This window comes from Streptomyces nigrescens (assembly GCF_027626975.1).
GTDB classification, from domain to species: domain Bacteria; phylum Actinomycetota; class Actinomycetes; order Streptomycetales; family Streptomycetaceae; genus Streptomyces; species Streptomyces nigrescens.
On the sequence record NZ_CP114203.1, the window covers coordinates 1,289,026 to 1,313,155 of the forward strand.

At 72.2% G+C, this 24,130-nt stretch carries 20 protein-coding genes; 16 read left to right on the forward strand and 4 right to left on the reverse strand.

The window, feature by feature from the left end:
- Positions 1-39 precede the first annotated feature (39 nt).
- From ssuE to STRNI_RS05985, 8 genes are all read left to right on the forward strand, one after another.
- Entirely contained in the window at positions 40-594 is a 555-nt protein-coding gene (gene ssuE / locus STRNI_RS05950; RefSeq protein ID WP_277410703.1) for an NADPH-dependent FMN reductase, read from the forward strand.
- Positions 595-659: 65 nt separating this feature from the next.
- Entirely contained in the window at positions 660-1,865 is a 1,206-nt protein-coding gene (locus tag STRNI_RS05955) for an SfnB family sulfur acquisition oxidoreductase (RefSeq protein ID WP_159484795.1), read from the forward strand.
- Between the two features lie 49 nt (positions 1,866-1,914).
- A complete protein-coding gene (locus STRNI_RS05960) occupies positions 1,915-3,075 on the forward strand; it encodes an LLM class flavin-dependent oxidoreductase (protein ID WP_159484797.1) in 1,161 nt (386 codons plus the stop codon).
- Positions 3,076-3,273: 198 nt separating this feature from the next.
- Positions 3,274-6,333 (forward strand): glycoside hydrolase family 2 TIM barrel-domain containing protein, encoded by a 3,060-nt coding sequence (locus STRNI_RS05965; RefSeq protein ID WP_277410704.1) that lies wholly within the window; start codon positions 3,274-3,276, stop codon positions 6,331-6,333.
- A gap of 150 nt (positions 6,334-6,483) precedes the next feature.
- Positions 6,484-7,404, forward strand: a complete 921-nt coding sequence (mmuM, locus tag STRNI_RS05970) for a homocysteine S-methyltransferase (protein WP_266444168.1) — start codon at positions 6,484-6,486, stop codon at positions 7,402-7,404.
- A 159-nt stretch (positions 7,405-7,563) separates the two neighbouring features.
- Positions 7,564-8,361 (forward strand): basic amino acid ABC transporter substrate-binding protein, encoded by a 798-nt coding sequence (locus STRNI_RS05975; RefSeq protein ID WP_026169438.1) that lies wholly within the window; start codon positions 7,564-7,566, stop codon positions 8,359-8,361.
- Between the two features lie 11 nt (positions 8,362-8,372).
- A complete protein-coding gene (locus tag STRNI_RS05980; RefSeq protein ID WP_026169437.1) occupies positions 8,373-9,158 on the forward strand; it encodes an amino acid ABC transporter permease in 786 nt (261 codons plus the stop codon).
- A gap of 5 nt (positions 9,159-9,163) precedes the next feature.
- Positions 9,164-9,994 carry an amino acid ABC transporter ATP-binding protein gene (locus STRNI_RS05985; protein WP_037741057.1) on the forward strand — a complete coding sequence of 277 codons (831 nt, stop codon included), beginning with the start codon at positions 9,164-9,166 and terminating at the stop codon, positions 9,992-9,994.
- A gap of 123 nt (positions 9,995-10,117) precedes the next feature.
- On the opposite strand, the gene STRNI_RS05990 is transcribed toward STRNI_RS05985, so the two are convergent.
- Positions 10,118-11,002, reverse strand: a complete 885-nt coding sequence (locus STRNI_RS05990) for a hypothetical protein (protein WP_277410705.1) — start codon at positions 11,000-11,002, stop codon at positions 10,118-10,120.
- 134 nt (positions 11,003-11,136) lie between these two features.
- On the opposite strand from STRNI_RS05990, the gene STRNI_RS05995 reads away from it, so the two are divergent.
- A complete protein-coding gene (locus tag STRNI_RS05995; RefSeq protein ID WP_266444161.1) occupies positions 11,137-12,102 on the forward strand; it encodes an acetylxylan esterase in 966 nt (321 codons plus the stop codon).
- A 24-nt stretch (positions 12,103-12,126) separates the two neighbouring features.
- Here the strand turns inward: STRNI_RS05995 and xylA are convergent, their stop codons facing one another.
- On the reverse strand, positions 12,127-13,290 hold the full coding sequence (gene xylA / locus STRNI_RS06000) for a xylose isomerase (RefSeq protein WP_093645774.1): 1,164 nt from the start codon (positions 13,288-13,290) through the stop codon (positions 12,127-12,129).
- A gap of 130 nt (positions 13,291-13,420) precedes the next feature.
- On the opposite strand from xylA, the gene xylB reads away from it, so the two are divergent.
- The 6 genes from xylB (at position 13,421) to STRNI_RS06030 (ending at position 21,554) form a co-directional block, all read left to right on the forward strand.
- The gene (xylB, locus tag STRNI_RS06005) at positions 13,421-14,851 is read left to right on the forward strand and encodes a xylulokinase (RefSeq protein ID WP_277410706.1); all 1,431 of its coding nucleotides are present in this window, start codon (positions 13,421-13,423) and stop codon (positions 14,849-14,851) included.
- Between the two features lie 64 nt (positions 14,852-14,915).
- Positions 14,916-16,190 (forward strand): ROK family transcriptional regulator, encoded by a 1,275-nt coding sequence (locus STRNI_RS06010; protein WP_159484809.1) that lies wholly within the window; start codon positions 14,916-14,918, stop codon positions 16,188-16,190.
- 162 nt (positions 16,191-16,352) lie between these two features.
- The gene (locus STRNI_RS06015; RefSeq protein ID WP_277410707.1) at positions 16,353-17,765 is read left to right on the forward strand and encodes a family 2B encapsulin nanocompartment shell protein; all 1,413 of its coding nucleotides are present in this window, start codon (positions 16,353-16,355) and stop codon (positions 17,763-17,765) included.
- A gap of 124 nt (positions 17,766-17,889) precedes the next feature.
- Entirely contained in the window at positions 17,890-19,305 is a 1,416-nt protein-coding gene (locus tag STRNI_RS06020; RefSeq protein WP_018088537.1) for a family 2B encapsulin nanocompartment shell protein, read from the forward strand.
- Between the two features lie 243 nt (positions 19,306-19,548).
- On the forward strand, positions 19,549-20,187 hold the full coding sequence (locus STRNI_RS06025; protein ID WP_159484813.1) for an N-acetylmuramoyl-L-alanine amidase: 639 nt from the start codon (positions 19,549-19,551) through the stop codon (positions 20,185-20,187).
- Between the two features lie 152 nt (positions 20,188-20,339).
- On the forward strand, positions 20,340-21,554 hold the full coding sequence (locus STRNI_RS06030) for a phosphodiester glycosidase family protein (protein WP_277413199.1): 1,215 nt from the start codon (positions 20,340-20,342) through the stop codon (positions 21,552-21,554).
- A 19-nt stretch (positions 21,555-21,573) separates the two neighbouring features.
- Here STRNI_RS06030 and STRNI_RS06035 read toward each other — a convergent pair whose 3' ends face one another.
- Both STRNI_RS06035 and STRNI_RS06040 read right to left on the reverse strand, forming a co-directional pair.
- Entirely contained in the window at positions 21,574-22,755 is a 1,182-nt protein-coding gene (locus tag STRNI_RS06035; RefSeq protein ID WP_277410708.1) for an MFS transporter, read from the reverse strand.
- The gene (locus STRNI_RS06040; RefSeq protein ID WP_018088533.1) at positions 22,752-22,946 is read right to left on the reverse strand and encodes a hypothetical protein; all 195 of its coding nucleotides are present in this window, start codon (positions 22,944-22,946) and stop codon (positions 22,752-22,754) included. Before STRNI_RS06040 ends, STRNI_RS06035 begins: the two co-directional genes overlap by 4 nt.
- Before the next feature lie 298 nt (positions 22,947-23,244).
- Between STRNI_RS06040 and STRNI_RS06045 the strand changes: the two genes are divergently transcribed.
- A complete protein-coding gene (locus STRNI_RS06045) occupies positions 23,245-24,105 on the forward strand; it encodes an Ig-like domain-containing protein (protein WP_277410709.1) in 861 nt (286 codons plus the stop codon).
- Positions 24,106-24,130: the final 25 nt, after the last annotated feature.

Sequence of the window (24,130 nt, forward strand, 5' to 3'; positions counted from 1 at the left end):
GTTCCCACGCCCGCTCCGCACTTCGAGGTGATTCTCTTCATGGCCACCGTCCTGTCCGTCTCCGGCAGTCCCTCCGCGTCCTCGCGTACCGCCCGCCTGTTGCGTCACCTGGACGCCGAGCTCACCGAACAGGGGCACCAGGTCGTTCCGCTGGATGTCCGCCGGCTGCCCGCCGAGGCGTTGCTGGGAGCCGATTTCGGCCACCCGGCGATCGTCGAGGCCACCGAGCTGTTCGCCCGGGCCGACGGTGTCGTCATCGGCACGCCCGTCTACAAGGCCGCCTACTCCGGTCTGCTCAAGTCGCTGCTGGATCTGCTGCCGCAGTACGCGCTGACGGGCAAGACGGTGCTGCCGCTGGCGACCGGCGGCAGCACCGCCCATGTCCTGGCCATCGACTACGCGCTGCGGCCGGTGCTGTCGTCCATGGGCGCCGCGCACATCGTCCAGGGCTGGTTCGTGCTCGACCGGCATCTGGCCGTACGGGAGGACGGCTCGCTGGCCGTCGACCCCGGGGCACGGGAAGGGCTCGACCAGGTCCTGGACCAGTTCTCCGGCGCGCTCGGACGCAGCCCGCTGCTGTCCGTCGCGAGCTGACCGCCGCCCCGTTCCCCCGGGCTCCCGAGGCCCGCCCCCGTCGACACTCCTCTGGAGGCAGCACCGTGACCGCTCCCGCGCGGCCCGCCACCGCCCATGTGATCTCCGACGACGCCGAGGCCCTGGCGGTCGCGGCCGAACTGGCCGAGGTGTTCCGGGCCGGTGCCGCCGAGCGGGACGCCGCCCGCCGGCTGCCGCATGCCGAGCTGGCGCGGCTGTCGGCGAGCGGGCTGCTGGGCATCACCGTGCCGCGGTCCCATGGGGGCGCGCAGGTGCGGACCGAGACCCTCGCCGAGGTGGTGCGGCTGCTGGCGGCCGGGGACGCGAGTCTGTCGCAGATTCCGCAGAGCCACTTCGTGTACATCGAGGTGCTGCGCCGCCAGGGCACCGCGGAGCAGCAGGCGTTCTTCTTCGGTGAGGTGCTGGCGGGGCGGCGGCTGGGCAACGCGCAGTCGGAGGCGGGCACCCGGCATGTGCAGGACATCCGTACCCGGCTGGTGCCCGCCGCCGACGGCTCGTATGTGCTGAGCGGGGTGAAGCACTATGCGACCGGTGCGCTGTTCGCCGACTGGATCCCGGTGCTGGCGCGCGGCCGGGACGAGGAACTCCATGTGGCGTATGTGCCGCGGGAGGCGCCGGGGGTGCGGATCGTCGACGACTGGGACGGGATGGGGCAGCGGACCACGGCCAGTGGCACGGTGCACCTGGAGGAGGTACCGGTGCCGGCCGACCGGGTCGTACCGCATCACCTCACCTTTCGGGGGCCGCAACTGCACGGTGCGGTGGCCCAGTTGCTGCATGCCGCGATCGACACCGGGATCGCGTCGGGCGCGCTGGCGGAGGCCGCCGGGTTCGTCCGCACCAAGAGCCGGCCGTGGTGCGAGAGCGGCCTCGACAGCGCCGCCGAGGACCCCCTGCTGATCCAGCGGTTCGGGGAACTGGCGGTACGGGTGCGGGCCGCCGAGGCCCTGGTGGCGTCGGCGGCGCGGACGGTGGACACCGCGGCGCGGGCTCTCACCGACGACTCCGCGGCCGGGGCGTCGATCGCCGTGGCCGCGGCGAAGGTGGTGGCCGCTGAGGCGGCGGTGGAGACCGGCAGCGCGCTGTTCGAGGTGGCCGGGACCCGGGCCGCGCTGGACGGACTGAACCTGCACCGGCACTGGCGGGACGCACGCACCCACACCCTGCACGACCCGGTCCGCTGGAAGGTGCAGCACATCGGCCGCTATGTCCTCAACGGCACCCGGCCGCCCCGGCACGGTCTGCTCTGACGGCCGCCCCACCCCGCCCGCACCCCCGTTTCCCCCTCTCGGAGCTGCCATGTCTTCCCTCACCTTCCACTGGTTCCTGCCCACCTACGGCGACAGCCGTCATGTCGTCGGGGGAGGTCATGGCCTGCCCGCCGGTGCGGCCGGCGGGGAACGGCCCGCCACGCTCGGCTATCTGACGCAGATCGCCCGCGCCGCCGAGGACCTGGGCTTCGAGGGGGCGCTCACCCCCACCGGGGCGTGGTGCGAGGACGCCTGGCTCACCACGGCGATGCTGGCCCGTGAGACCGAGCGGCTGAAGTTCCTGGTGGCCTTCCGGCCGGGGATCATCGCGCCGACCCTGGCCGCCCAGATGGCCGCCACCTTCCAGCGGCACTCCGGTGGGCGGCTGCTGCTGAATGTCGTCACCGGTGGCGAGAGACATGAGCAGCGCGCGTACGGGGACTTCCTGGGCAAGGACGACCGTTATGCACGCACCGGTGAATTCCTCGGCATCGTGCGGGAGTTGTGGGAGGGAAAGACGGTCGATTTCAGCGGGGAGCAGCTGCGGGTGGCGGGCGCCCGGCTGGCGCGGGTGCCCGATCCGGTGCCGCCGGTGTACTTCGGCGGATCGTCCCCGGCCGCCGGGGAGGTCGCCGCGCGTGCCGCCGATGTCTATCTGACCTGGGGCGAGCCGCCGGCCGAGGTCGAGCGGAAGATCGCCTGGATCCGAGGGCTGGCGGACCGCGCCGGGCGCCGGGTGCGGTTCGGAATCCGGCTGCATGTGATCACCCGGGACACCGCGGAGGCGGCGTGGGCGGAGGCGCAGCGGCTGCTGGACGGTTTCACACCGGAGGCGATACGGGCCGTGCAGGCGGGGCTGGCCCGCAGTGAGTCGGAGGGGCAGCGCCGGATGCTGGCGCTGCACGGCGGCCGCACCGACGGACTGGAGATCGCGCCGAATCTGTGGGCCGGTATCGGGCTGGTGCGGGGCGGGGCGGGCACCGCGCTGGTGGGCAGCCACACGGAGGTGGCGGAGCGGATCGTGGAGTATCAGCGGCTGGGCATCGAGGAGTTCATCCTCTCCGGGCACCCCCATGTCGAGGAGGCGTACTGGTTCGGGGAAGGGGTGCTGCCGGTGCTGCGGGAGGCCGGGCTGTGGCGGCATCCGGCCGCGCGGCCCGAGGACGCCACTGCCGCCGGGATCCCGTTCGCCGCCGGGGTCGGCCGCTGATCCGGAGCCGGACGGACGGCTCCCCGGCCGCTGATCCGGAGCCGGACGGACGGCTCCCCGGCCGCTGATCCGGGGCCGGCCCGGCGGCTCCCCGGCCACTGTGGCCCGATCCTCCCCATCCGGCTGCGCCGTGCCGCCGCGCATGGTTCGCTGAACTGATCCCCCACGCCAGGCACGCCGCCCGCAGCAGGAGGACCAGTGACCGGCACCCCGCCGCACACACCGCACCCCATGCCGTCCGCACCGCCCGCACGGACCCCTGACGGGACGGACCACGCACCGCACCACCCCGGCCGGCCCCGGCAGCTCCCGTACTACGAGGACCGTTCGCCGGGAAGCGGGGCCCTGCCGCCCCGCGCCTGGTACGCGCGCTCGGACGCCGCCCGCATCTCGCTGCACGGCACCTGGCGTTTCCGGCTCTCGGCATGCGCCACCGCCGAGGACGACGCGTTCGCCCGGCCCGACTTCGACGATTCGCAGTGGCAGGAGCTGCGGGTGCCCGGCCACTGGCCGCTCATGGGACGCTTCGCCGCCGAGGGCTCCTACGGGGGCGGTGACCGGCCGCAGTCCGGCGGGGCGCCCGCCTACACCAACACCGCCTACCCCTTCCCGGTCGATCCGCCGCGGGTGCCGGACGAGAACCCGACGGGCGATCACCGGCGGCTCTTCGATCTGCCGGAGGGCTGGGGGGAGGGGCCCGCGGTGCTGCACTTCGGCGGGGTGGAGTCCTGTGCCCGGGTCTGGCTCAACGGGGTGGAGCTGGGCCACTTCAAGGGCAGCCGGCTGCCGCACGAGTTCGAGGCCGGGCACCTGCTGCGGCCGCACCGCAATGTGCTGGCGGTGCGGGTCCACCAGTGGTCGTCGGGCAGTTATCTGGAGGACCAGGACCAGTGGTGGCTGCCCGGCATCTTCCGGAACGTCTCGCTCCATCGCCGTCCCGAAGGCTCGGTCGCCGACCACTTCGTCCACGCCGGGTTCGATCACGTCACGGGCCAGGGTACCCTGCGGGTGGAGTGCGCACCGGCCGGCCGGGTGACCGTCCCGGCGCTCGGCCTCGATCTGGCGACCGGGGAGAGCGCCACGGTGCCGGTCCGTCCCTGGACGGCCGAGGAACCGCACCTCTACGACGGGGAGCTGGTCACCCCCGGCGAGCGGATCCCGCTGCGGATCGGCTTCCGTACGGTCCGCGTCGAGGACGGGCTGCTGAAGGTCAACGGCCGGCGGATCCTGCTGCGCGGCGTCAACCGCCATGAGTTCCATCCGCGCACCGGACGGGCTCTCGGCCCCGAGACGATGCGCCGCGATCTGCTGCTGATGAAGCGGCACAACATCAACGCGGTGCGCACCAGCCACTATCCGCCGCACCCCGCCTTCCTCGACCTGTGCGACGAGCTGGGCCTGTGGGTGATCGACGAGTGCGATCTGGAGACGCACGGGTTCGCCCAGCAGGGCTGGCGGGACAATCCGGTCGATGACGCGCGCTGGGAGCCGGCGCTGCTCGACCGGGCCCGGCGGATGGTCGAGCGGGACAAGAACCACCCGAGCATCGTGCTGTGGTCGCTGGGCAACGAGTGCGGCACGGGACGCGGGCTGTCCGCGATGGCCGCCTGGATGCGCGAGCGCGACCCGTCCCGCCCGCTGCACTACGAGGGCGACCGCAGCTGCGCCGACACCGATGTCTACTCCCGGATGTACGCCGACCACGCCGAGGTGGAGCGCATCGGGCGGCGCGCGGAGGAGCCGCTGCCCGACCCGGAACTGGACGCGCGGCGGCGGGGGCTCCCGTTCCTGCTCTGCGAGTACGCGCATGCCATGGGCAACGGTCCCGGCGGACTGAGCGAGTACCAGCGGTTGTTCGAGCGTTACGAGCGCTGCCAGGGCGGTTTCGTCTGGGAGTGGATCGACCACGGGCTGCGGCAGCGGACCCCCACCGGTGAGGTGTTCCACGCCTACGGGGGCGACTTCGGCGAGGAGCTGCACGACGGGAATTTCGTCTGCGACGGGCTGGTCCTGCCCGACCGGGTGCCCTCCCCCGGCCTGCTGGAGTTCAAGAAGGTCATCGAACCGGTGCGGATCGAGGCCGGGGGCGCCGGCACCGGGGCGGCCCACGCGGTCCGGATCACCAATCTGTACGACTTCGCCGGCCTCGGCCACCTCGCATTCCGCTATGTCTACGAGGTGGACGGCATGCCCCACGGTCACGGCCGGCTGGAGGTGCCCCCGTTGGCGCCCGGCGCATCGGCCACAGTGGAGCTGCCGGCGCCACCGGAGGACGGGCCGGACGACGACGGGGAGCGGATCTGGACGGTCCAGGCCGTCCTGGCCGAGGACACCGCCTGGGCACCCGCCGGGCACGAGGTCGCCTGGGGTCAGCTGGCCGCGCCGCGCCCCGCCACCACTCCCCCGGCGGCCACCGCCACCCCGCGCCGCGGAGAGGGCAATGTGATCGTCCTCGGTCCGGGGACCTTCGACGCCACCACGGGAACGCTCGGCTATCTGGACGGCGTGCGCCTCGACGGGCCCCGGCTGGATGTGTGGCGGGCGCCGACCGACAACGACGAGGCCGCGCCCTGGCAGCCGGAGCCACGGCCGGCCACCGAGTGGCGACGGCTCGGTCTGCACCGGATGCGGCACCGCGTCGACGCCGTCGAGACCGGCCCGCAGTCCTTGGTGGTACGCACCCGGGTCGCCCCCGCCGGGACGTCGTCGGCGCTGCGCACGGTCTACCGCTGGACGGCTCAACACGACCTGTTGCGGCTGGAGTTGAGCGTCGATCCGGAAGGCGACTGGCCGGTTCCGCTGCCGCGGCTGGGGGTGCGGATGCGGGTGTGCGGCAGCCTGGGTCTCGCCGGCTGGTTCGGCGGCGGGCCCGGTGAGGGCTATCCGGACACCCGGGCCGCCGCCCGGGTCGGCCGCTGGTCGATGCCGGTGGACGCGCTCCAGACGCCGTACGTCCGGCCGCAGGAGAACGGTGCGCGGCCGGGGGTGCGCTGGGCGGAGCTGACCCGTACGGACGGCTCGGGCCTGCGGATCGAGGGGGATCCGGACTTCTTCTTCGCCGCCCGCCGCTGGCCGGCCGAGGAGCTGACCGCGGCCCGCCACACCACGGATCTGCGGCCCGGCGAGGATCTGTGGGTCCATCTCGACCATGCACAGCACGGCATCGGCAGCCAGTCGTGCGGGCCGGGGGTGCTGCCGCAGCACCGGCTGGAGGTGGCGCCGGCGCGCTTCTCGTTCGTGTTCTCGTCGCTGGGCTGAACCCTGCGCGGCACCGTGCGCCGGCCGCGCTGTCCCGGCCGGCACACGGTGCGCGCGATGCCGTCCAGGAGCGTGCGCACCGGCCGGGGATACGATCTTGGGTGAGGCGTGGGTACCCGCGCGTCCCGCAGCACCGAGAGGCTTTGCACCATGGTCAGCACCTTCCCGCCGCTCGCCGACGCCCTCGCCGCGGGACCGGTCGTCCTCGACGGCGGGCTGTCGAACCAGCTGGAGGCCGCCGGGCACGACCTCAGCGACGCCCTGTGGTCGGCGCGGCTGCTGGCCGAGGAGCCGACGGCCGTCGTGCAGGCGCATCAGGCGTACTACGAGGCCGGGGCGCAGGTCGCGATCACCTCCAGCTATCAGGCGACGTTCGAGGGGTTCGCGCGGCGCGGCATCGGTGCCGGGCAGGCCGCGGAGTTGATCACCCGGAGTGTGGAGCTGGCCCGTGAGGCGGCCGGGCTGGCGTCGGCCGGCGGAGTCACCGGGCCGCTGTATGTGGCCGCCTCGGCGGGCCCGTACGGCGCGATGCTGGCCGACGGCTCCGAATACCGCGGCCGCTACGGGCTGTCGGTGGACGAGCTGGAGCGGTTCCACCGGCCGCGTCTGGAGGTGCTGGCCGCGGCGCGGCCCGATGTGCTGGCGCTGGAGACGGTGCCGGACGCGGAGGAGGCCCGTGCGCTGCTGCGGGCGGTGCGCGGGCTGGGTGTCCCGGCCTATCTGTCGTACAGCGTCGCGGGGGACCGTACCCGGGCCGGGCAGCCGCTGGCGGAGGCGTTCGCGGTGGCGGCGGAGGCCGACGAGGTGATCGCGGTGGGGGTGAACTGCTGCGCACCGGACGATGCGGACCGGGCGGTGCGGCTGGCGGCGCAGGTCACCGGCAAGCCGGTGGTGGTCTATCCGAACAGCGGGGAGAGCTGGGACGCCGCGGCGCGGGCCTGGTGCGGCAGCCCGGCGTTCAGCGCGGACCGGGTCGCCGCCTGGGCCGCGGACGGTGCCCGGCTCATCGGGGGCTGCTGCCGGGTGGGCCCGGACGCCATCGCCGAGCTGGCGGCCGGGCTCGGCCGCTGACGGGCCCCGGGAGCGGGACCGGCGTCCCCGGACGCGGGCCGAAGGCGTTACACAGACGCAACCGACGCAGCGGCGACAGAGCCCCGGGCCGATGGCAGGATGCAGCCACATCGCAGCACGCATGGCTTGGTCGATGTTCATCCTGCCCCTGGAGGGCCTGTGTCCGCTCGCTCCGCGTTGCCTGTCATAGCCGTTGCCACGGCCGTCGTCGTCCTGGCGGGGTGCAGCAGCACCAAGTCCGACGGGAAGAAGGGTTCCGGTGGTCTGGAACTGGTCTCTTCCGGGACCCTGAAGACCTGCACCCACCTTCCGTACGCACCGTTCCAGGTGAAGAAGGACGGCAAGGTCGTCGGGTTCGATGTGGATCTGGTGGACCTGGTCGCCAAGGATCTCGGCGTCAAGCAGGAGATCGTCAACACCCCCTTCGAAGGCATCGAGACCGGCCAGGACTTCGCCATCCGCAAATGCGACCTGGCGGCCGCCGGCATGACGATCACGTCGGCGCGGGACAAGGTCATGGATTTCTCCGACCCCTATTTCAATGCCACCCAGGCGCTGCTGACGAAGCAGGGCAAGCCGGTCAAGAAGATCGAGGACCTCAAGGGCAAGAAGCTCGGCTACCAGAAGGCCACCACCGGCGGGATCTACGCCAAGAAGCACGGCAAGGGCGTCGAGCTGGTGGAGTTCGAGGATCTGGGGCTGCTGCTGACCGCGGTGAAGTCCGGCCAGGTCGCCGCCGGCATCAATGACAACGGGGTGCTCTTCGACTATGTGAAGCAGAACCCGGACACCAAGGTCACCGCGGAATTCAACACCGGTGAGCACTACGGCATCGGCGTACGCACCGGAAATGACGCGCTGCGCAAGAAGATCAACGCGGCGATCAAGAAGGCGAAATCCGACGGGAGCTACGACCGGATCTACAAGAAGTGGTTCGGCACCACCCCGCAGAGCTGAGGCCGGCCATCATGCCTGTGTCCAAAAGACAGCGCGCGCGGATCACCCGCGGCGTGCAGTACGGCGTCCTGGTCGCCGCCGTGGTGGTCTTCGCGCTGATCGCCGACTGGCACCAGCTGCGGATGGCGTTCTTCGACGTCGAGGTCGCGAAAGCGCTCTTCCCCGAGATCATCACCACGGCGCTGGTGAACACCGTCCTCTACACCCTGCTCGGATTCGGATTCGGTCTTGCGCTGGGGCTGGTGCTCGCGCTGATGCGGCTCTCGTCGGTGCCGCCCTACCGCTGGATCGCGGTCACCTATATCGAGTTTTTCCGCGGCATCCCCTGTCTGCTGGTGTTCATCGCCCTCGGCTTCGGTGTGCCGCTGGCCTTCGAGGTCGCGCTCGATATGAACATCACCGTGATGCTGTCGCTGGGGCTGGTGGGCGCGGCCTATATGGCGGAGACCATCCGGGCCGGTATCCAGGCCGTCCCCAAGGGGCAGACGGAGGCGGCACGTTCGCTGGGGATGTCGCAGGGGCGGGCGATGGCCTCGATCGTCATTCCGCAGGCGTTCCGTATCGTGCTGCCGCCGCTGACCAATGAACTGATCCTGCTGACCAAGGACTCCTCGCTGGTGTATCTGCTGGGGCTGTCCCTCACCCAGTTCGAGCTGGCCAACTTCGGCCGGGACGCGCTCAATGAGCACAAGAGCCTGACCCCGATCCTGATCGCCGGGCTGCTCTATCTCGTGATCACCCTCCCCCTCGGCCAGCTGGTCCGTCGGCTGGAGGCCCGTACGGCGAAGGCCAGGTGAGCGGCGTGACGACCGAGCAGGCGGCACCGGAGACGGCGGACGCGAAGGCCATCGATGTCCAGGGCCTGCGCAAGGCCTTCGGGGAGCTGGAGGTGCTGCGCGGTATCGACTTCTCGGTGGCGCGCGGTGAGGTGGTGTGTGTCATCGGCCCCTCGGGGTCCGGGAAGTCGACCCTGTTGCGCTGTGTGAATCTGCTGGAGGAGCCGAGCGCGGGCCGGGTCGTGGTGGCCGGCACCGAGGTCACCGACCCGGACGTGGACATCGACCGGGTCCGCCGGCGGATCGGGATGGTCTTCCAGTCCTTCAACCTCTTTCCGCATCTGACCGCGCTGGAGAATCTCACGATCGCCCAGCGGCGGGTACTGCGCCGCGACCGTACCGAGGCGGAGCGGATCGCCCGTGCCAACCTCGAACGGGTCGGGCTGAGCGACAAGGCGGCCGCCTATCCGGCGCAGTTGTCGGGCGGGCAGCAGCAGCGGGTGGCCATCGCCCGTGCGCTTTCGATGGAGCCGCAGCTGATGCTCTTCGACGAGCCGACCTCGGCACTGGACCCGGAGCTGGTCGGTGATGTGCTGGCGGTGATGCGGTCGCTGGCGCAGGAAGGGATGACGATGCTCGTCGTCACCCATGAGATGAGCTTCGCGCGGGAGGTCGCCGACCGGGTGGTGTTCATGGACGGCGGGGTGATCGTCGAGCAGGGAACCCCGGAGCAGGTGGTGGGTGCCCCGCAGCACGAGCGGACCAGGACGTTTCTGGCGCGGGTGCTGGATCCGGCGGCCGCCGAGGTCGGCGAGGTCGCGGACAGCGGTGCGGCGGGCAAGCGGGTGGACCGCTGAGCGGCGGCTGAGGCCTCGGGCACCGAACTGCCGCAGTACGCGCGCCGACGGGGTGAGGGCGGAACACCGCAAAGGTGGCGTTCCGCCCTCACCCCGTAGAGGTCCGCCGTCCTCCGCCCCGGTTCAGGACAGCGGCTTGGTGAGCTTCTTGGTCATGGTGCCGTTGCCCGCCAGGCTGCAGCTGATGGTCTTGATGCCGAGCTTGTAGCCATTGAGGTTAGGGTACTGGACGTAGGTGCCCTCGGCGGTGCCGGCGGGCTGCCGGGCCGCCTTGCGCTCCAGCTCGTTGCGGCACAGCGACGAGGCCTTGTCCTTGATGTCCGACTCGGTGGTGAGTCCGGACCCCAGACGGTGGGTGCTGACGACCTCGGCGTCGTGCGGGCCGTTGCAGGAGGCTTCGTCGTTGGTGCCGCCGCCGCCCGCCGGGCGGTCGTAGCAGTCGCCGACCTTCAGCAGATAGAAGGGGATCTTGCCGTTGGAGGGCGTCGGCAGGGAGCTCTCGAAGTCGCTGTCGGTGGGCGTCGCGGTGGGCGTCGGATCGCCGAAGGGCGTCGGGGACGCGCTCTCGGACGGGGTGGCGCTGGTGCTCGAACCGGACGGCTGGGCACGGTGGTTGCCGCTGTCGTCGCTGTTGCTCACGACGATGACGGTGATGACGGCGGCCAGCACGAGCACCCCGCCGCCGATGATCGCCGCAATGGTCTTGCCGTTGCCGCCACCGCCGGGCGGGCCGGGCGGCTGCTGCCAGCCGCCGGGGCCGCCGGGGCCGCCGGGGCCGCCGGGGCCGCCGGGGCCGGGCGGGCCGAAGCCGCCCGCGGGCGGGCCGTAGCCGCCGGGGGCCTGGTGGCCACCCGGGGGCGGACCGTAGCCACCCGGGCCGTAGCCTCCCTGGCCCTGATCGCCCGGACCGTAAGCACCGGCCGGCGGGCCGAAGCCGCCCGGGGCGGGGTGGGGCGGCTGGTTCGGCTGATTCGGCTGGTTCGGCGGCGGAGGCGGAGGAAAGCTCATGGCGAAATGATTACTTCTTCACTCGGTTTTACGGGACTCGGTGACCAACCTGGAACAATTCACGTCTGAATTGTCCGGACCCTGGGCACCGTTGGCGACAGACAACAAGCCAGCCTACGGCTCGGAGGTTTTCCGTGTTCACCGACCTTCCCCTGGACGCGCTGCGCACCTACTGCCCACCGCGTCCCGAGCCGGCCGGTTTTGAGGCGTTCTGGCGGCGCACTCTCGTCGAGGCCCGTACCCATGACCTCGACGCGCGCTTCACCGAGATCGATGCGGGGCTCGCCCTGCTCCGCACCTATGACGTGACGTTCGCCGGGTTCGGCGGGCACCCCATCCGTGGCTGGTTCCTGCTCCCGCGCGCCGCCAAGGGGCCGCTGCCCTGCGTCGTCCAGTACCTCGGATACGGCGGTGGCCGGCTGCTGCCGCACGACTGGCTGCTGTGGCCGTCGGCGGGGTACGCCACCCTGGTCATGGACACCCGGGGCCAGAGCGGCCCCAACCGGCCTGGTGACACCCCCGATCCGGTCGCCTCCGGCAATCCGGGCGTACCCGGCAAGCTGACCCAGGGGCTGCTCGATCCCTACGGCTACTACTACCGGCGGCTGTTCACCGACGCGGTACGGGCCGTGGAGGCGGCGCGCGGACATCACGCGGTGCACACCGACCGGATCGTGGTCGCCGGCCACAGCCAGGGCGGTGCCGTGGCCCTGGCCATGACGGGCCTGGTCCCCGGTCTGGCCGGTGCGCTGATCGATGCGCCGTTCCTGACGCACATCCGCCGCGCGGTCGAGATCACCGATGTCGGCCCGTACGGCGAACTCACCCGCTACTTCGCGGGTGCGCGCGACCGGATCGACACCGCGCTGCTCACCCTGGACCACTTCGACGGCCTGAACTTCGCCGCCCGCGCCACCGCCCCGGCGCTCTTCGGCACGGCCCTGCGCGACGAAGTGGCGCCGCCGTCCACCGGTTTCGCCGCGTTCCATCACTACGCGGGCGAGAAGGAACTGAAGGTGTGGCGGTTCAACGCCCATGAGGGCGGCGGCGGTGAGCAGCGGGCCGCCGAGATCGCGTTCCTGCGCGGGCTCTTCGGGTGAGCGGACCGGCCCGGGGGCGGCCTCTCACACCGCCCCGAGCAGGTGCTCCAGCGCCAGCTGGTCCAGATGCTCGAAGGCCATCCCGCGGGCCGCCGCCGCCTCGACGTCGAAGGTCTCGTAGGCGGTGCCGTCGGCGAGCAGACCGGCCAGGCCGTCCTCGGCGGTGGGGCGGCCCAGCTGGTCCAGGCGCGCGGCCCGCAGCGCGTCCTGGACGGCCGGGTCGGACCGGAAGGCCGCCGCGCGCTCCTTGAGGATCAGATAGTTGCGCATACAGCCGGCCGCCGAGGCCCAGACACCGTCCAGGTCCTCGGTGCGCGGCGGCTTGAAGTCGAAGTGCCGCGGCCCGTCGTAGCCGGCCGTTTCCAGCAGGTCGACCAGCCAGAAGGCGGAGCGCAGATCCCCCGCTCCGAAGCGGAGGTCCTGGTCGTACTTGATCCCGCTCTGGCCGTTGAGGTCGATGTGGAAGAGCTTGTCCGCCCAGAGCGCCTGGGCGATGCCGTGCGGGAAGTTCAGCCCGGCCATCTGCTCGTGGCCGACCTCGGGGTTGACGCCGTAGAGCTCGGGGTGCTCCAGCCGCTCGATGAAGGCGAGGGCGTGGCCGACGGTGGGGAGGAGGATGTCGCCGCGCGGCTCGTTGGGCTTGGGTTCGAGGGCGAACCTCAGGTCGTAGCCCTGCTCGAGGACGTACTGGCCGAGGAGGTCGAAGGCCTCCTTCATCCGGTCCAGGGCGGCTCGTACGTCCTTGGCCGCGCCGGACTCCGCGCCTTCCCGGCCGCCCCACGCGACATAGGTGCGGGCGCCCAGCTCGGCGGCGAGGTCGATGTTGCGGAGCGTCTTGCGCAGGGCGTAGCGGCGGACGCCGCGGTCGTTGGCGGTGAAGGCGCCGTCCTTGAAGACGGGGTGGGTGAAGAGGTTGGTGGTGGCCATCGGGACGATCAGGCCGGTGGCGTCCAGCGCCTGCCGGAAGCGTTTGACGGCCGCCTCGCGCTCGATGTCGCCGGCGCCGAACGGGATCAGATCGTCGTCGTGGAAGGTGACGCCGTACGCGCCGAGGTCGGCGAGGCGGTGCACCGATTCCACGGGGTCCAGGGCGCGGCGGGTGGCGTCACCGAAGGGGTCACGGCCCTGCCAGCCGACGGTCCACAGGCCGAAGCTGAACTTGTCCCCGGGCACGGGCTGACGGCTCATCGTGACTCCCTCGATCATTTCGTCAAGGCGCTTTACAAATTATGCCGCGGCCAAACTAATATGCGACAGCACACCGGGGAACCCCCTGGACCGAGACCATGGACGACGGGCCGCCGAGGGAGAGTGCACGATGGGCGCACAGGCAGCGGGACCGCTGGTCGTCGGGGTGGACAGCTCCACACAGTCCACCAAGGCGCTGGTCGTGGACGCGGTGACCGGTGCGGTCATCGCCCGGGGCCAGGCGCCGCACACGGTCAGCGGCGGCGCCGGCAAGGAGAGCGACCCACGGCAGTGGTGGCAGGCACTGGGCGAGGCGCTGGCACAGTGCGGCGACGCGGCGCGGCAGGCCTCGGCGGTGTCCGTCGGCGGGCAGCAGCACGGGCTGGTCACCCTGGACGCGGCCGGTGCGCCGGTGCGTCCGGCCATGCTGTGGAACGACGTCCGGCCGGCGCCCCAGAGCGAGCGCCTGATCGCGGAGCGGGGCGGCGCGGCGGCCTGGGCGGACCGGGTCGGGAGCGTGCCGGGCCCGGCGTTCACGGTGGCCAAGTGGGCCTGGCTGAAGGCGAACGAGCCGGCCTCGGCCGCCGCCACCGCCGCGGTACGGCTCCCGCACGACTACCTCACCGAGCGGCTCACCGGCGAGGCCGTCACCGATCGCGGCGATGCGTCCGGGACCAGCTGGTGGGCGTCGTCCACCGAGTCCTACGACGCGGAGATCCTGGCGCACATCGGGCTGGACCCCGCGCTGCTCCCGCGGGTGGCGCTGCCGGGCGAGGCCGCCGGGACCGTACACGCCGGTCATCTGCCGCTGCCCAAGGGGGCGTTGGTGGCCGCCGGCACGGGGGACAACATGGCGGCCGCGCTCGGCCTGGGCCTGCGGCCCGGCCGGCCGGTGCTGAGCCTGGGCACCTCGGGGACGGTCTATGCGGTCTCCACCCACAGGCCCGCCGATCCGACCGGCACGGTGGCGGGCTTCGCCGATGCCCGCGGCGACTGGCTGCCGCTGGCCTGCACCCTCAACTGCACGCTCGCCGTGGACCGGGTGGCGGCGCTGCTCGGTCGCGACCGGGAGTCCGTGGAGGACGGGGGCGAGGTGGTGATGCTGCCGTTCCTCGACGGTGAGCGCACCCCGAATCTGCCCGGTGCCTCGGGTCTGGTGCACGGGTTGCGGCACGACACCACGGGCGGTCAGCTGCTCCAGGCCGCCTACGACGGCGCGGTGTTCACCCTGCTGCAGGCGCTGGACCGGGTGCTGGACGCGGACGCCGCGCCCGATGCGCCGCTGCTGCTGATCGGCGGCGGGGCGCGGGGCCGGGCCTGGCGGGAGACCGTGCGCCGGCTGTCGGGCCGCCCGGTGGTGGTGCCCGAGGCGCGGGAGCTGGTGGCGCTCGGGGCGGCGGCGCAGGCGGCCGGGCTGCTGCTGGAGGAGGATCCGGCGGCGGTGGCCCGCCGTTGGGAGACGGCGCGCGGCGCGGAGTACGAGGCGCGGCCGCGGGACGAGGCCGCCTGGGAGCGGCTGACGGCGACCCTCGTCGACGGCGCGCCGCTGCTACGGCGGTGACCGCACCCCCGAAGCCGTGGACCAGGAGGGACACCGGCTCCCGCCCGCACCCGGAGGAGACCCTGTGACCGCGTCCGGCGGCGACACCCAGCACGGCATCCGGCGGCGCAATCTGGCCCGGGTGCTGCGGACCGTGGCCGCGCACGGTCCGCTCTCCCGGGCCGCGGTCGCGGCACGCATCGGGCTGACCCGGGCGGGGGTGGCCCCGCTCGTCGACGAGCTGCTGCGGGCCGGGCTGCTGGTCGAGACGGGGCGGGCGGCGACCGGCGGCCGGGGCAGGCCAGGCAGTGAACTGGCGGTCAGCGACCGCGGCCCGGCCGGGATAGGGGCCGAGATAGGCGTCGACCATCTGGCGGTGTGCGCCGTCGATCTGCGCGGGCGGGTCCGGGCCCGGGTGGCGGCCGACGCGGCGAACCGGCACCGCGCTCCCGGGCCGGTGCTGCGGCACCTGTCCGCCCTGCTCGCCGAGGTGACCGCGGAGATCGCCGCCGAGGGGCTGCGGCCGGCCGGGCTGACGGTCGCGGTGCCCGGTCTGGTGGCCCGTGACGCGACGACCGTGGTGCACGCCCCCAACCTCGGCTGGCGGGCGGCCGATCTCGCACCGGGGCTCGCCGGGGCAACGGCCCCGGAGGAGGGCTCCTTCGCCATCCCGCTGACCGTCGAGAACGAGGCCAACCTCGGCGCGCTGGCCGAACTCCGGCTGGGCGGGGACGCCGGCCGGCCGGCCCCGCCGCCGGACTTCGTGCATGTGTCGGCGGAGATCGGGATCGGCGCCGCGGTCGTCGTGGACGGTCAACTACTGCGGGGCGCCCGGGGGTTCGCCGGTGAGCTGGGGCATGTGCCGGTGTATCCGGACGGCCCGCCGTGCGACTGCGGCGGGCGTGGCTGTCTGGAGCAGTACGCGGGGGAACAGGCCGTGCTGCGGGCGGGCGGGCTCACCACCGAGCGGGCGGCGGCCCATCCGGGGCCGGGTGCCCGTATCGGTCTGCTGGCGCGCCGGGCCGCCGACGGGGACGCCGCCGTCGTCCACGCCCTGCACGAGGCGGGGACGGCGCTGGGCATCGCGCTCGCCGGGGCGGTAAATCTGCTCGATCCGCAGGCGGTGGTCCTCGGGGGTGCGCTGGCCGGGCTGGCGCCCTGGGTCCTGCCGTCCCTGGAGCGGGAGTTGGCGCTGCGGACGGCCGTCACGGCGGAGGACGGGCGGGCCGGCGGGCCAGGGGTGAGGGTGTCGCGGCTGGGCGCCGACGGACCGCTGCTCGGGGCGGCGCACGCCGCGCTCCAGGGCGTCCTGGACGACCCCCTCCATTCCTGCGCCCCGGCACACTCTCCCCGGAATTGAGCCCGCTAAACCTTTCCATGGAGCGGGAATTCCATGCCACCCAATCGAGCGATTGTGCCGATAAAAACAGCACCACTACCTTCGGTTCGGCGGGTTGCCGCGGGACTGCCTTGAAACGGGGTTTCGGGGCGGCCGCACAGCACCCTCGAAGAGATAGGTGGCATGGTGACGATTGCCGACGAATCGCTGCACGACAGCGCGGAAGACTCCCAGAATTCCAGCCTGAGTACCACCGCGGCACGGAATTTGGCGACCACCACCAAAACCGCACCGCAGATGCAGGGCATCACTTCCCGGTGGCTGCTGCGGCTGCTGCCCTGGGTGCAGGTGTCCGGTGGCACCTATCGCGTGAACCGCCGGCTGAGCTACACCCTCGGCGACGGGCGCATCGATTTCGACACCAGCGGCAGCGATGTGGCGATCATTCCGGACGAGCTGCGCGAGCTGCCCGCGCTGCGGGAGTTCACCGATACCGAGGTGCTGGCGGCCCTCGGCGACCGCTTCACCCAGCAGGAATACGCGCCCGGTGAACTGATCACCGAGGCCGGCGGGCCGGGCGACCGGCTGGTGTTGCTCGTACACGGCCGGGTGGACCGTATCGGCACCGGCAAATACGGCGAGGACGCGGTGCTCGAAGCGCTGGCCGGCGGGGATCACCTCGGCGACGAGCCGCTCACCGACCCCGAGGCGACCTGGGGGTTCAGCTATCGCGCGGTGACCCGGGTGACCGTCATGACACTGTCCCGGCAGGCCGCGCAGGAGGTCATCGACCGCTCCCCCGGGCTGCGCGAGCATCTGGCGACGGCCCGTCAGGGCTCTGCGCAGCCGATGAACGCGAGTGGGGAATCGGCGGTCTCGGTCGCCTCGGGGCACCATGGCGAGCCGTCCCTCCCCGGCACCTTCGTCGACTACGACCTGACGCCCCGGGAGTACGAACTCAGCGTGGCGCAGACGGTGCTGCGCACCCACAGCCGGGTCGGCGACCTCTACAGCGACCCGATGAACCAGGTCGAGGAGCAGCTCAAGCTGACCGTCCAGGCGCTGCGGGAGCGCCAGGAACACGAGATGATCAACAACCCCGAGTTCGGGCTGCTGCACAACGCCGACCTCAAGCAGCGCATCCACACCCGCACCGGCCCGCCCACCCCCGACGACCTCGACGATCTGCTCGCGACGGTCTGGAAGGACCCGGGCTTCCTGCTCGCCCACCCCCTGACGATCGCCGCCATCGGACGGGAGTGCAGCGCCCGCGGACTGTACCCGACCGCGGTTGATTTCATGGGTCATTCGCTGCCCTCCTGGCGCGGGGTGCCGATTTTCCCGTGCAACAAGATTCCGGTGACGAAGGAGCGGACGAGTTCCGTTCTGCTGCTGCGCACCGGCGAGGAAAAGCAGGGCGTCGTCGGCCTGCACCAGACCGGAATTCCCGATGAATACGAGCCGGGCCTTTCGGTGCGTTATATGGGCCTGGACGACCGGGCGGTCATCAAGTATCTGGTCAGCGCCTATTATTCGGCGGCCATTTTGGTGCCCGATGCGCTGGGTGTTCTCGACGACGTACAGATCGGCCACTGAACGACTCCCGGCAGAAAACCGGCGCGCCCGGGGAGCGGCAGTTCTCGCCGCCCTGACGCGCGGGCATTTCTCCGTACCGCACCGGTCTACGCACAGCACAGACAAGAACAGGTGAGCCTTCCTCATGACCACATCGGTGGACCCGACGTCCGGCCCGCAGGAGTCCGCGAGCGAGCAGATCCGCTCCAGCCTGGACACCGCGGCAGCGCGCAAGCTGGCGACCACGACCAAGACCGTGCCGCAGATGCAGGGGATCTCCTCCCGCTGGCTGCTGCGCATCCTGCCCTGGACCCAGGTCTCCGGCGGTGCGTACCGCGTCAACCGCCGGCTTACCCACACCCTCGGTGACGGCCGGGTGGAATTCGTTTCGACCGGCTCCGAAGTCCGGGTGATCCCGGCGGAGTTGCGCGAGCTGGCGCCGCTGCGCGGCTACGCCGACACCGCGACGCTGGAGGCGCTGGCGGACCGCTTCGTCCAGCGGGAGTTCGCGCCCGGCGATGTGCTGGCCCGGGCGGGCGGACCGACGGACCGGATCGTGCTGATCGCGCACGGCAAGCTGGACCGTATCGGCGCCGGCAAGTACGGCGACGAGACCGTGCTGGGGGTGCTGGCCGACGGTGACGCGATCGGTGCGGCGGCGCTGCTGACCGCGGACGCGGAGTGGGAGCACTCCGTACGCGCGGTGACCCGGGTGACCGCGCTGACCCTGTACCGCAGCGACCTGGAGGAGGTACTGGGCCGGTCGGAGTCGCTGCGCGGCCACCTCGCGGAGGTCGGTGCGGCGCTGGTGCCGGCGCAGAACAAGCACGGTGAGGCGGCCATCGAGCTGGCCGCGGGCCATGTCGGCGAACCGGCCCTGCCGGGCACCTTCGCCGACTACGAACTGGCGCCGCGGGAGTATGAACTCAGCGTGGCCCAGACGGTGTTGAAGGTGCATTCGCGGGTCGCCGATCTCTACAACGACCCGATGAACCAGCTGGACCAGCAGCTGCGACTGACCGTGGAGGCGCTACGGGAGCGCCAGGAGCACGAGATGGTCAACAACCCCGAGTTCGGGCTGCTGCACAACGCCGACCTCAAGCAGCGCATCCACACCCGCAGCGGTCCGCCCACCCCCGACGATCTGGACGAGCTGATCTCCCGGCGTCGCAAGACCCAGTTCCTGCTGGCGCATCCGCGGACGATCGCGGCCATCGGCCGGGAGTGGAACGCCCGGGGCATCTATCCGACCACCGCGGAGTGCGAGGGCACCGCGGTCCGCGCCTGGCGGGGCATTCCGCTGCTGCCCTGCAACAAGATCCCGATCACCCCGGACCAGACCAGCTCGATCCTGGCGCTGCGGGTCGGCGAGGAGAACCAGGGCGTGGTCGGGCTGCACCAGACCGGCATCCCGGACGAGTACCGGCCCGGTCTGTCGGTGCGCTTCATGGGCATCAATGACCAGGCGGTCATCAATTACCTGGTCAGCGCCTACTATTCGGCGGCGGTACTGGTGCCGGACGCGCTGGGCATTCTGGAGGACGTCGAGATCGGTCACTGACCGGCGGGTCCACGGGCCCCGGGTGCCGCGCCCACGAGCGGCCGTCAGCGCCGTCGGCGTGGCACCCGAGTGACGTCCGATCAGGTATCTCGCCACTCCTGACCTGCGCCGTTCCGCCTTTGGTCAAGCCATTGGCAGAACGGCCATTCCCTTGGCAGGGCGTGCCCTGTTGCGCATCATGAACGCACCGCATGTGCGTGACATGTACGCGACCACCCCCCTCGGTCCTTGTCAGGAGTTCACATGGAGCCCGCCCCCCACCGCCCGGCCCGCCGTCGCCTGCTGACCGGTGCGGCCGCGCTCGCCGCGTCCGCCGCACTCACCCCCCTCACCTCGGCCACCGCCGGTGCCGCCGCGCACCGGCGGACACCACCCGGCGGTACCTACCCCCCGGTCGAATGGATTCCGGCGAGCCCGGGCAACTTCACCACCGCCAAACGCCCTACGCAGTATCCGATCGAGACCGTCGTGGTGCATGTGACCCAGGAGACCTACGCGGACACCCTCAAGCTGTTCCAGGACCCGGCGCACAAGGCGGCCGCGCACTATGTCGTACGGTCCGCCGACGGCTATATCGCCCGGTGCGTACGCGAGCGGGACGTCGCCTGGCACGCCGGGAACTGGAACTACAACACCCGCAGCATCGGCATCGAGCACGAGGGCTGGATCGATGACCCGACGTGGTTCACCGACCCGCTCTACGAGCAGTCCGCGCTGCTCACCGCCGCCATCTGTGACCGGTACCGGATTCCCAAGGACCGGGAGCACATCATCGGCCATGTCGAGGTCCCCGGCACCGACCACACCGACCCCGGTGAGTTCTGGGACTGGGCCCGCTATCTGCAGCTGGTCAACGAGGTCTCCTGGCAGCACGCCGGATGAACACGGCCCGCGGCGGGGACGGCGGCCGGCGACACGGCGGCCGTTCCGCGGGTGTACCGATTCATGACATCTCCGGGCCATAGTGAGCGTCTTCGGCACCTGGGACAGTTGGCGTGACGTCAGGGGGGATCGTGAAACGGCGATTCGGTCGAGTGCGCGCGGTGCTGACGGTGCTCATGGCCTGGAGTGTGCTGGCCGGCGGCGGGGTGGCGGCCGGGGCGCCGGCCACCGCCGCGGGCGCGGGCCTCCACCGCTCCGGTGCCGCGTCGGTGGCACCCGGTGTGGCCTACGGCGAATTCCGGATGACGCTGCCGCGCGGCACCGTGCACGGGCATCTGCTGACCGTCGATCTGGCTGATCCGCGGGTCTCGGTGGATCTGCTGTATCCGGGGGCGGTCGGCGCACGGTCGCCGGTCTCCCAACTGGCCGCGGAGCGCCGGGCGGTGGGGGCGGTCAACGGTGACTTCTTCAATATCACCGAGACCCAGCACCCGGGTGTGCAGGCGACCGGCGCCTCGGTCGGCCCGGCGGTGGCCTCGGGGCGGCAGCTGAAGGGCGCGGTGCCCGACGGGCAGCGGTTCGGGCCGGTCATGCCGCCCGGCGCGACCACCGAGGACGTCCTCGGCGTCGGCTACGACCGCCGCGCCCGGCTGGACCGGCTGACGCTGCGCGGTGCGGTGCTGACCGGCGAGGGGACGCTGCCGCTGCGCGGACTGAACCAGTACGCGCTGCCGGTCGGCGGGATCGGCGCGTACACCCCGCAGTGGGGTCCGGCGTCCCGGGTGCGCGCCACCTGCGGTACGGACACCGACCGGGCGGCGCCGTGCAGTGCGGAGACCGCGGAGGTGACGGTCCGGCACGGCCGGGTGACGGCGGTCGGGGACGTGCCGGGCGCCGGCGGGGTGGCGGTGGGCAGTGTGGTGCTGGTGGGCCGGGAGGAAGGAGCGCGGCGGCTGCGCACGCTGCGGATCGGTGAGCCGGTGAGCGTCAGCTCGTACCTCGTCGGCCGGGGGCACGGCCGGCTGCGCTGCGCGGTGGGCGGCTTCCCGATCGTGCGGGACGGCGCTCCGGTGGCCGGTCTGGACACGATCGCGGTGGCGGTGCGCACCTCCGCGGGGATCGGGGCGGGCGGCCGGCTGCTGTATCTCATGGCGCTGGACGGGGCACCGGGCCAGACCGGCCTGACGGTGCGTGAACTGGCGGACCTCATGGCGCAGTTGGGTGCGCGGGACGCGATGGATCTGGACGGCGGCGGGTCGTCGACCCTGGTCACCGGTGACGCGTACGGGGCCACGGTCCGCAACCATCCGTCGGGGGGCGCGGAGCGGCCGGTGCCCAATGCGCTCGGGGTGTTCTCCGCCGGGTGAGGCCCGGGGCCGCCGCCGGTCAGGACCCGCCGGCGGGCGCGGCGCCCGCGGTGCGCATCCGGGCCAGGGCGTAGACACCGCCGGCCAGCGCCAGGTCGGAGAGCAGCAGAAAGCCGAGGGAGTAGGTGCCCTTGCCGCGGTGGACCGCGCCCAGGACGAGCGCGGGCAGAAAGCCGCCGAGGCCGCCGGCCGCGCCGACGATGCCGGCGACGCCGCCGATCCGCTCCTGGGGCGTCACCCTCGCCACCAGCGCGACGACCGCGCCGGCGGCCGCGCCCAGGCCGGCCGCCATGACCAGGAGGTCGACGGCGCCCACCGGGTTCAGCGCCGGGTCGAAGGCCTGGATGATCGCGCACAGGGCGGCCGCGCCCAGCGACCAGGCGGTGACGACGGCCGGGTGGACCCGGTCAGCGCACCAGCCGCCGAGGGGCCGGAAGAAGGCGGCGACCAGGACACAGCCGGCCGCCCCGGTGCCCGCTTCGGTGACACCGAGGTGGTACCAGGTCCGCAGATAGACCGGCAGATAGACGCCCGCCGCGACGATGCCGCCGAAGGCGATCGCGTACAGCGCGGCCGGCTCCCAGGTGCCCCGCAGCCGCCCGGCCCGGGATGGCCGGGCGGCCGCCGAGGTCCGCGGAAGGTGTTGGTCCGGATGGTCGCTGATCATCAGGGCGCCGAGGAAGGCGAAGAGGGCGAGCGCCGTGGCGACGACGAGATAGGGGAGGTTCTCGTCGTAGTGGTGGATGCGCGGGGTCAGATAGCCGGAGAGGGCGATACCGGCCGTGCCCGTCCCGAGGATGCCCAGTGCCAGGCCCCTCCTGCGGGGCGGGAACCAGGCGTTGACGAGGGGGACGCCGATGGCGAACGTCGTGCCGCCCAGCCCGAGCAGAAAACCCACCGCGAGCAGCATGGCGAAGGACTGCCTGGCGGGGATGAGCAGCAGCACCGGCACGATGGTGAGGCCCGAGACCAGCGGGAACATCACCCTGGCGCCGAAGCGGTCGGTGAGCGCGCCGACCGGCACCCCGCCCAGCGAGCCGACCAGCAGCGGCGCCGCCACCAGCGCCGCGGTCTCGGTGCCGGTCAGGCTCAGGCCGGTCCTGAAGGTGTGACTCAGAGGGGGGAGCAGGTTCCAGGCCCAGAAGGTGACCGCACAACCGGTGGTGGCGAGGATGAGGTTCCGGTAGGCCGCCACCGTCACGGACGCAGACTGCTCACCACATCGGCGGCGCCGGACAGTCCTTGGTGGATGTCCGGGGCGAGGCTGCTGCTCGCCAGATAGAAACCGAGCAGCGCGCACACCAGGGCGTGCGAGAACTTGAGCTTGCCGCTGCGCAGGAAGATCACGGTCAGGACCACCAGCAGCAGTACGACCGAGATGGAAATAGCCATGGGACGCACACCTCCTCAACCGCCGCCCGAACGGGCGGCAAGGGGTGGCCAGTTTGGCGTATTTCAGTCTATGTCCGGTTCTCGTGCGGGTGCTCCGATCGGGTGATCACTGCGGGTCACGGACGGGCGGCGCGGGCCGGCGGCCGGGCGCCGGAGAACGGCGGCGGCGCGGGCCGGACAACCCACCCGGCCACTGTGGCGTGGATCACGTCACTCCCTGCAACGGAGTGTGGCGATCTGGCGTCTTAGCGGCCGACACCGCCGCCCTCCCCCCCACTCGCAGACGGAAAGCCCCCAGATGAGCCGCTCCCCCTTCCCCCGCCGCCGGCCGACCCGGCCCCCGCGCGTCGCGCTCGCCGTGGTCACGGTGGTCGGCGCGGGCGCGCTCAGCGCCTGCGCGGGCTTCGCGGCGCCGGCGCCCGTGGGTGACCCGGTGAAGGTGGCGCTGGCGGCGGCCGGCGGCACCAGGACCGTGCAGGCCGGCGACAAGCTCAAAGTGACCGCGGAGGGCGGCGTACTGACCGAGGTGACGGTCACCGACCCCAGGGGGCGGCGACTGCCCGGCGGACTCGGGAGCGGCGGGACCGTCTGGACCTCCAGCGCCAAGATCGCCCCGGCCACCAAGTACTCCGTCGTCGCCAGGACCAAGAGCGCCGAGGGCGGTGTCGGCGCGGCCAAGGAGTCGCTCACCACCGCGAGGGCGGCCCGGCTGAACACCCTGGTGCTCGACCCCGGCGTACAGGACGGCGTGGTCGCCGTCGACCGGCTGCTCACGCTCACCTTCGACCAGCCGGTGACCGACCGGGCCGCGGTGGAGCGCCACCTGAGCGTCACCACCAACAGCCGGACGACCGGTTCCTGGGACTGGGCGAAGGACCGCAACGGCATGGACCAGGTGACCTGGCGGGCCGCCCAGCACTGGAAACCGGGTACCGAGGTCACGTTGCGGGCGGAACTCGACGGGGTGGACTCCGGCGGCGGCCGCTTCTTCACCGGCGACTATGACCTGAACTTCACCATCAGCCGGAGTTGCACCGACTCGGACATGGGACGGGTTTGTGGCAAGGTCCACGTGGGTGACCCCGCCGGGGTCACCGCATCCTCCGTACGAGGGAAAGACGACCACACCACCGGGATCGGAGACTGGAATGACGGCTGATCCCCGTGGCACAGAAACAGCGCCC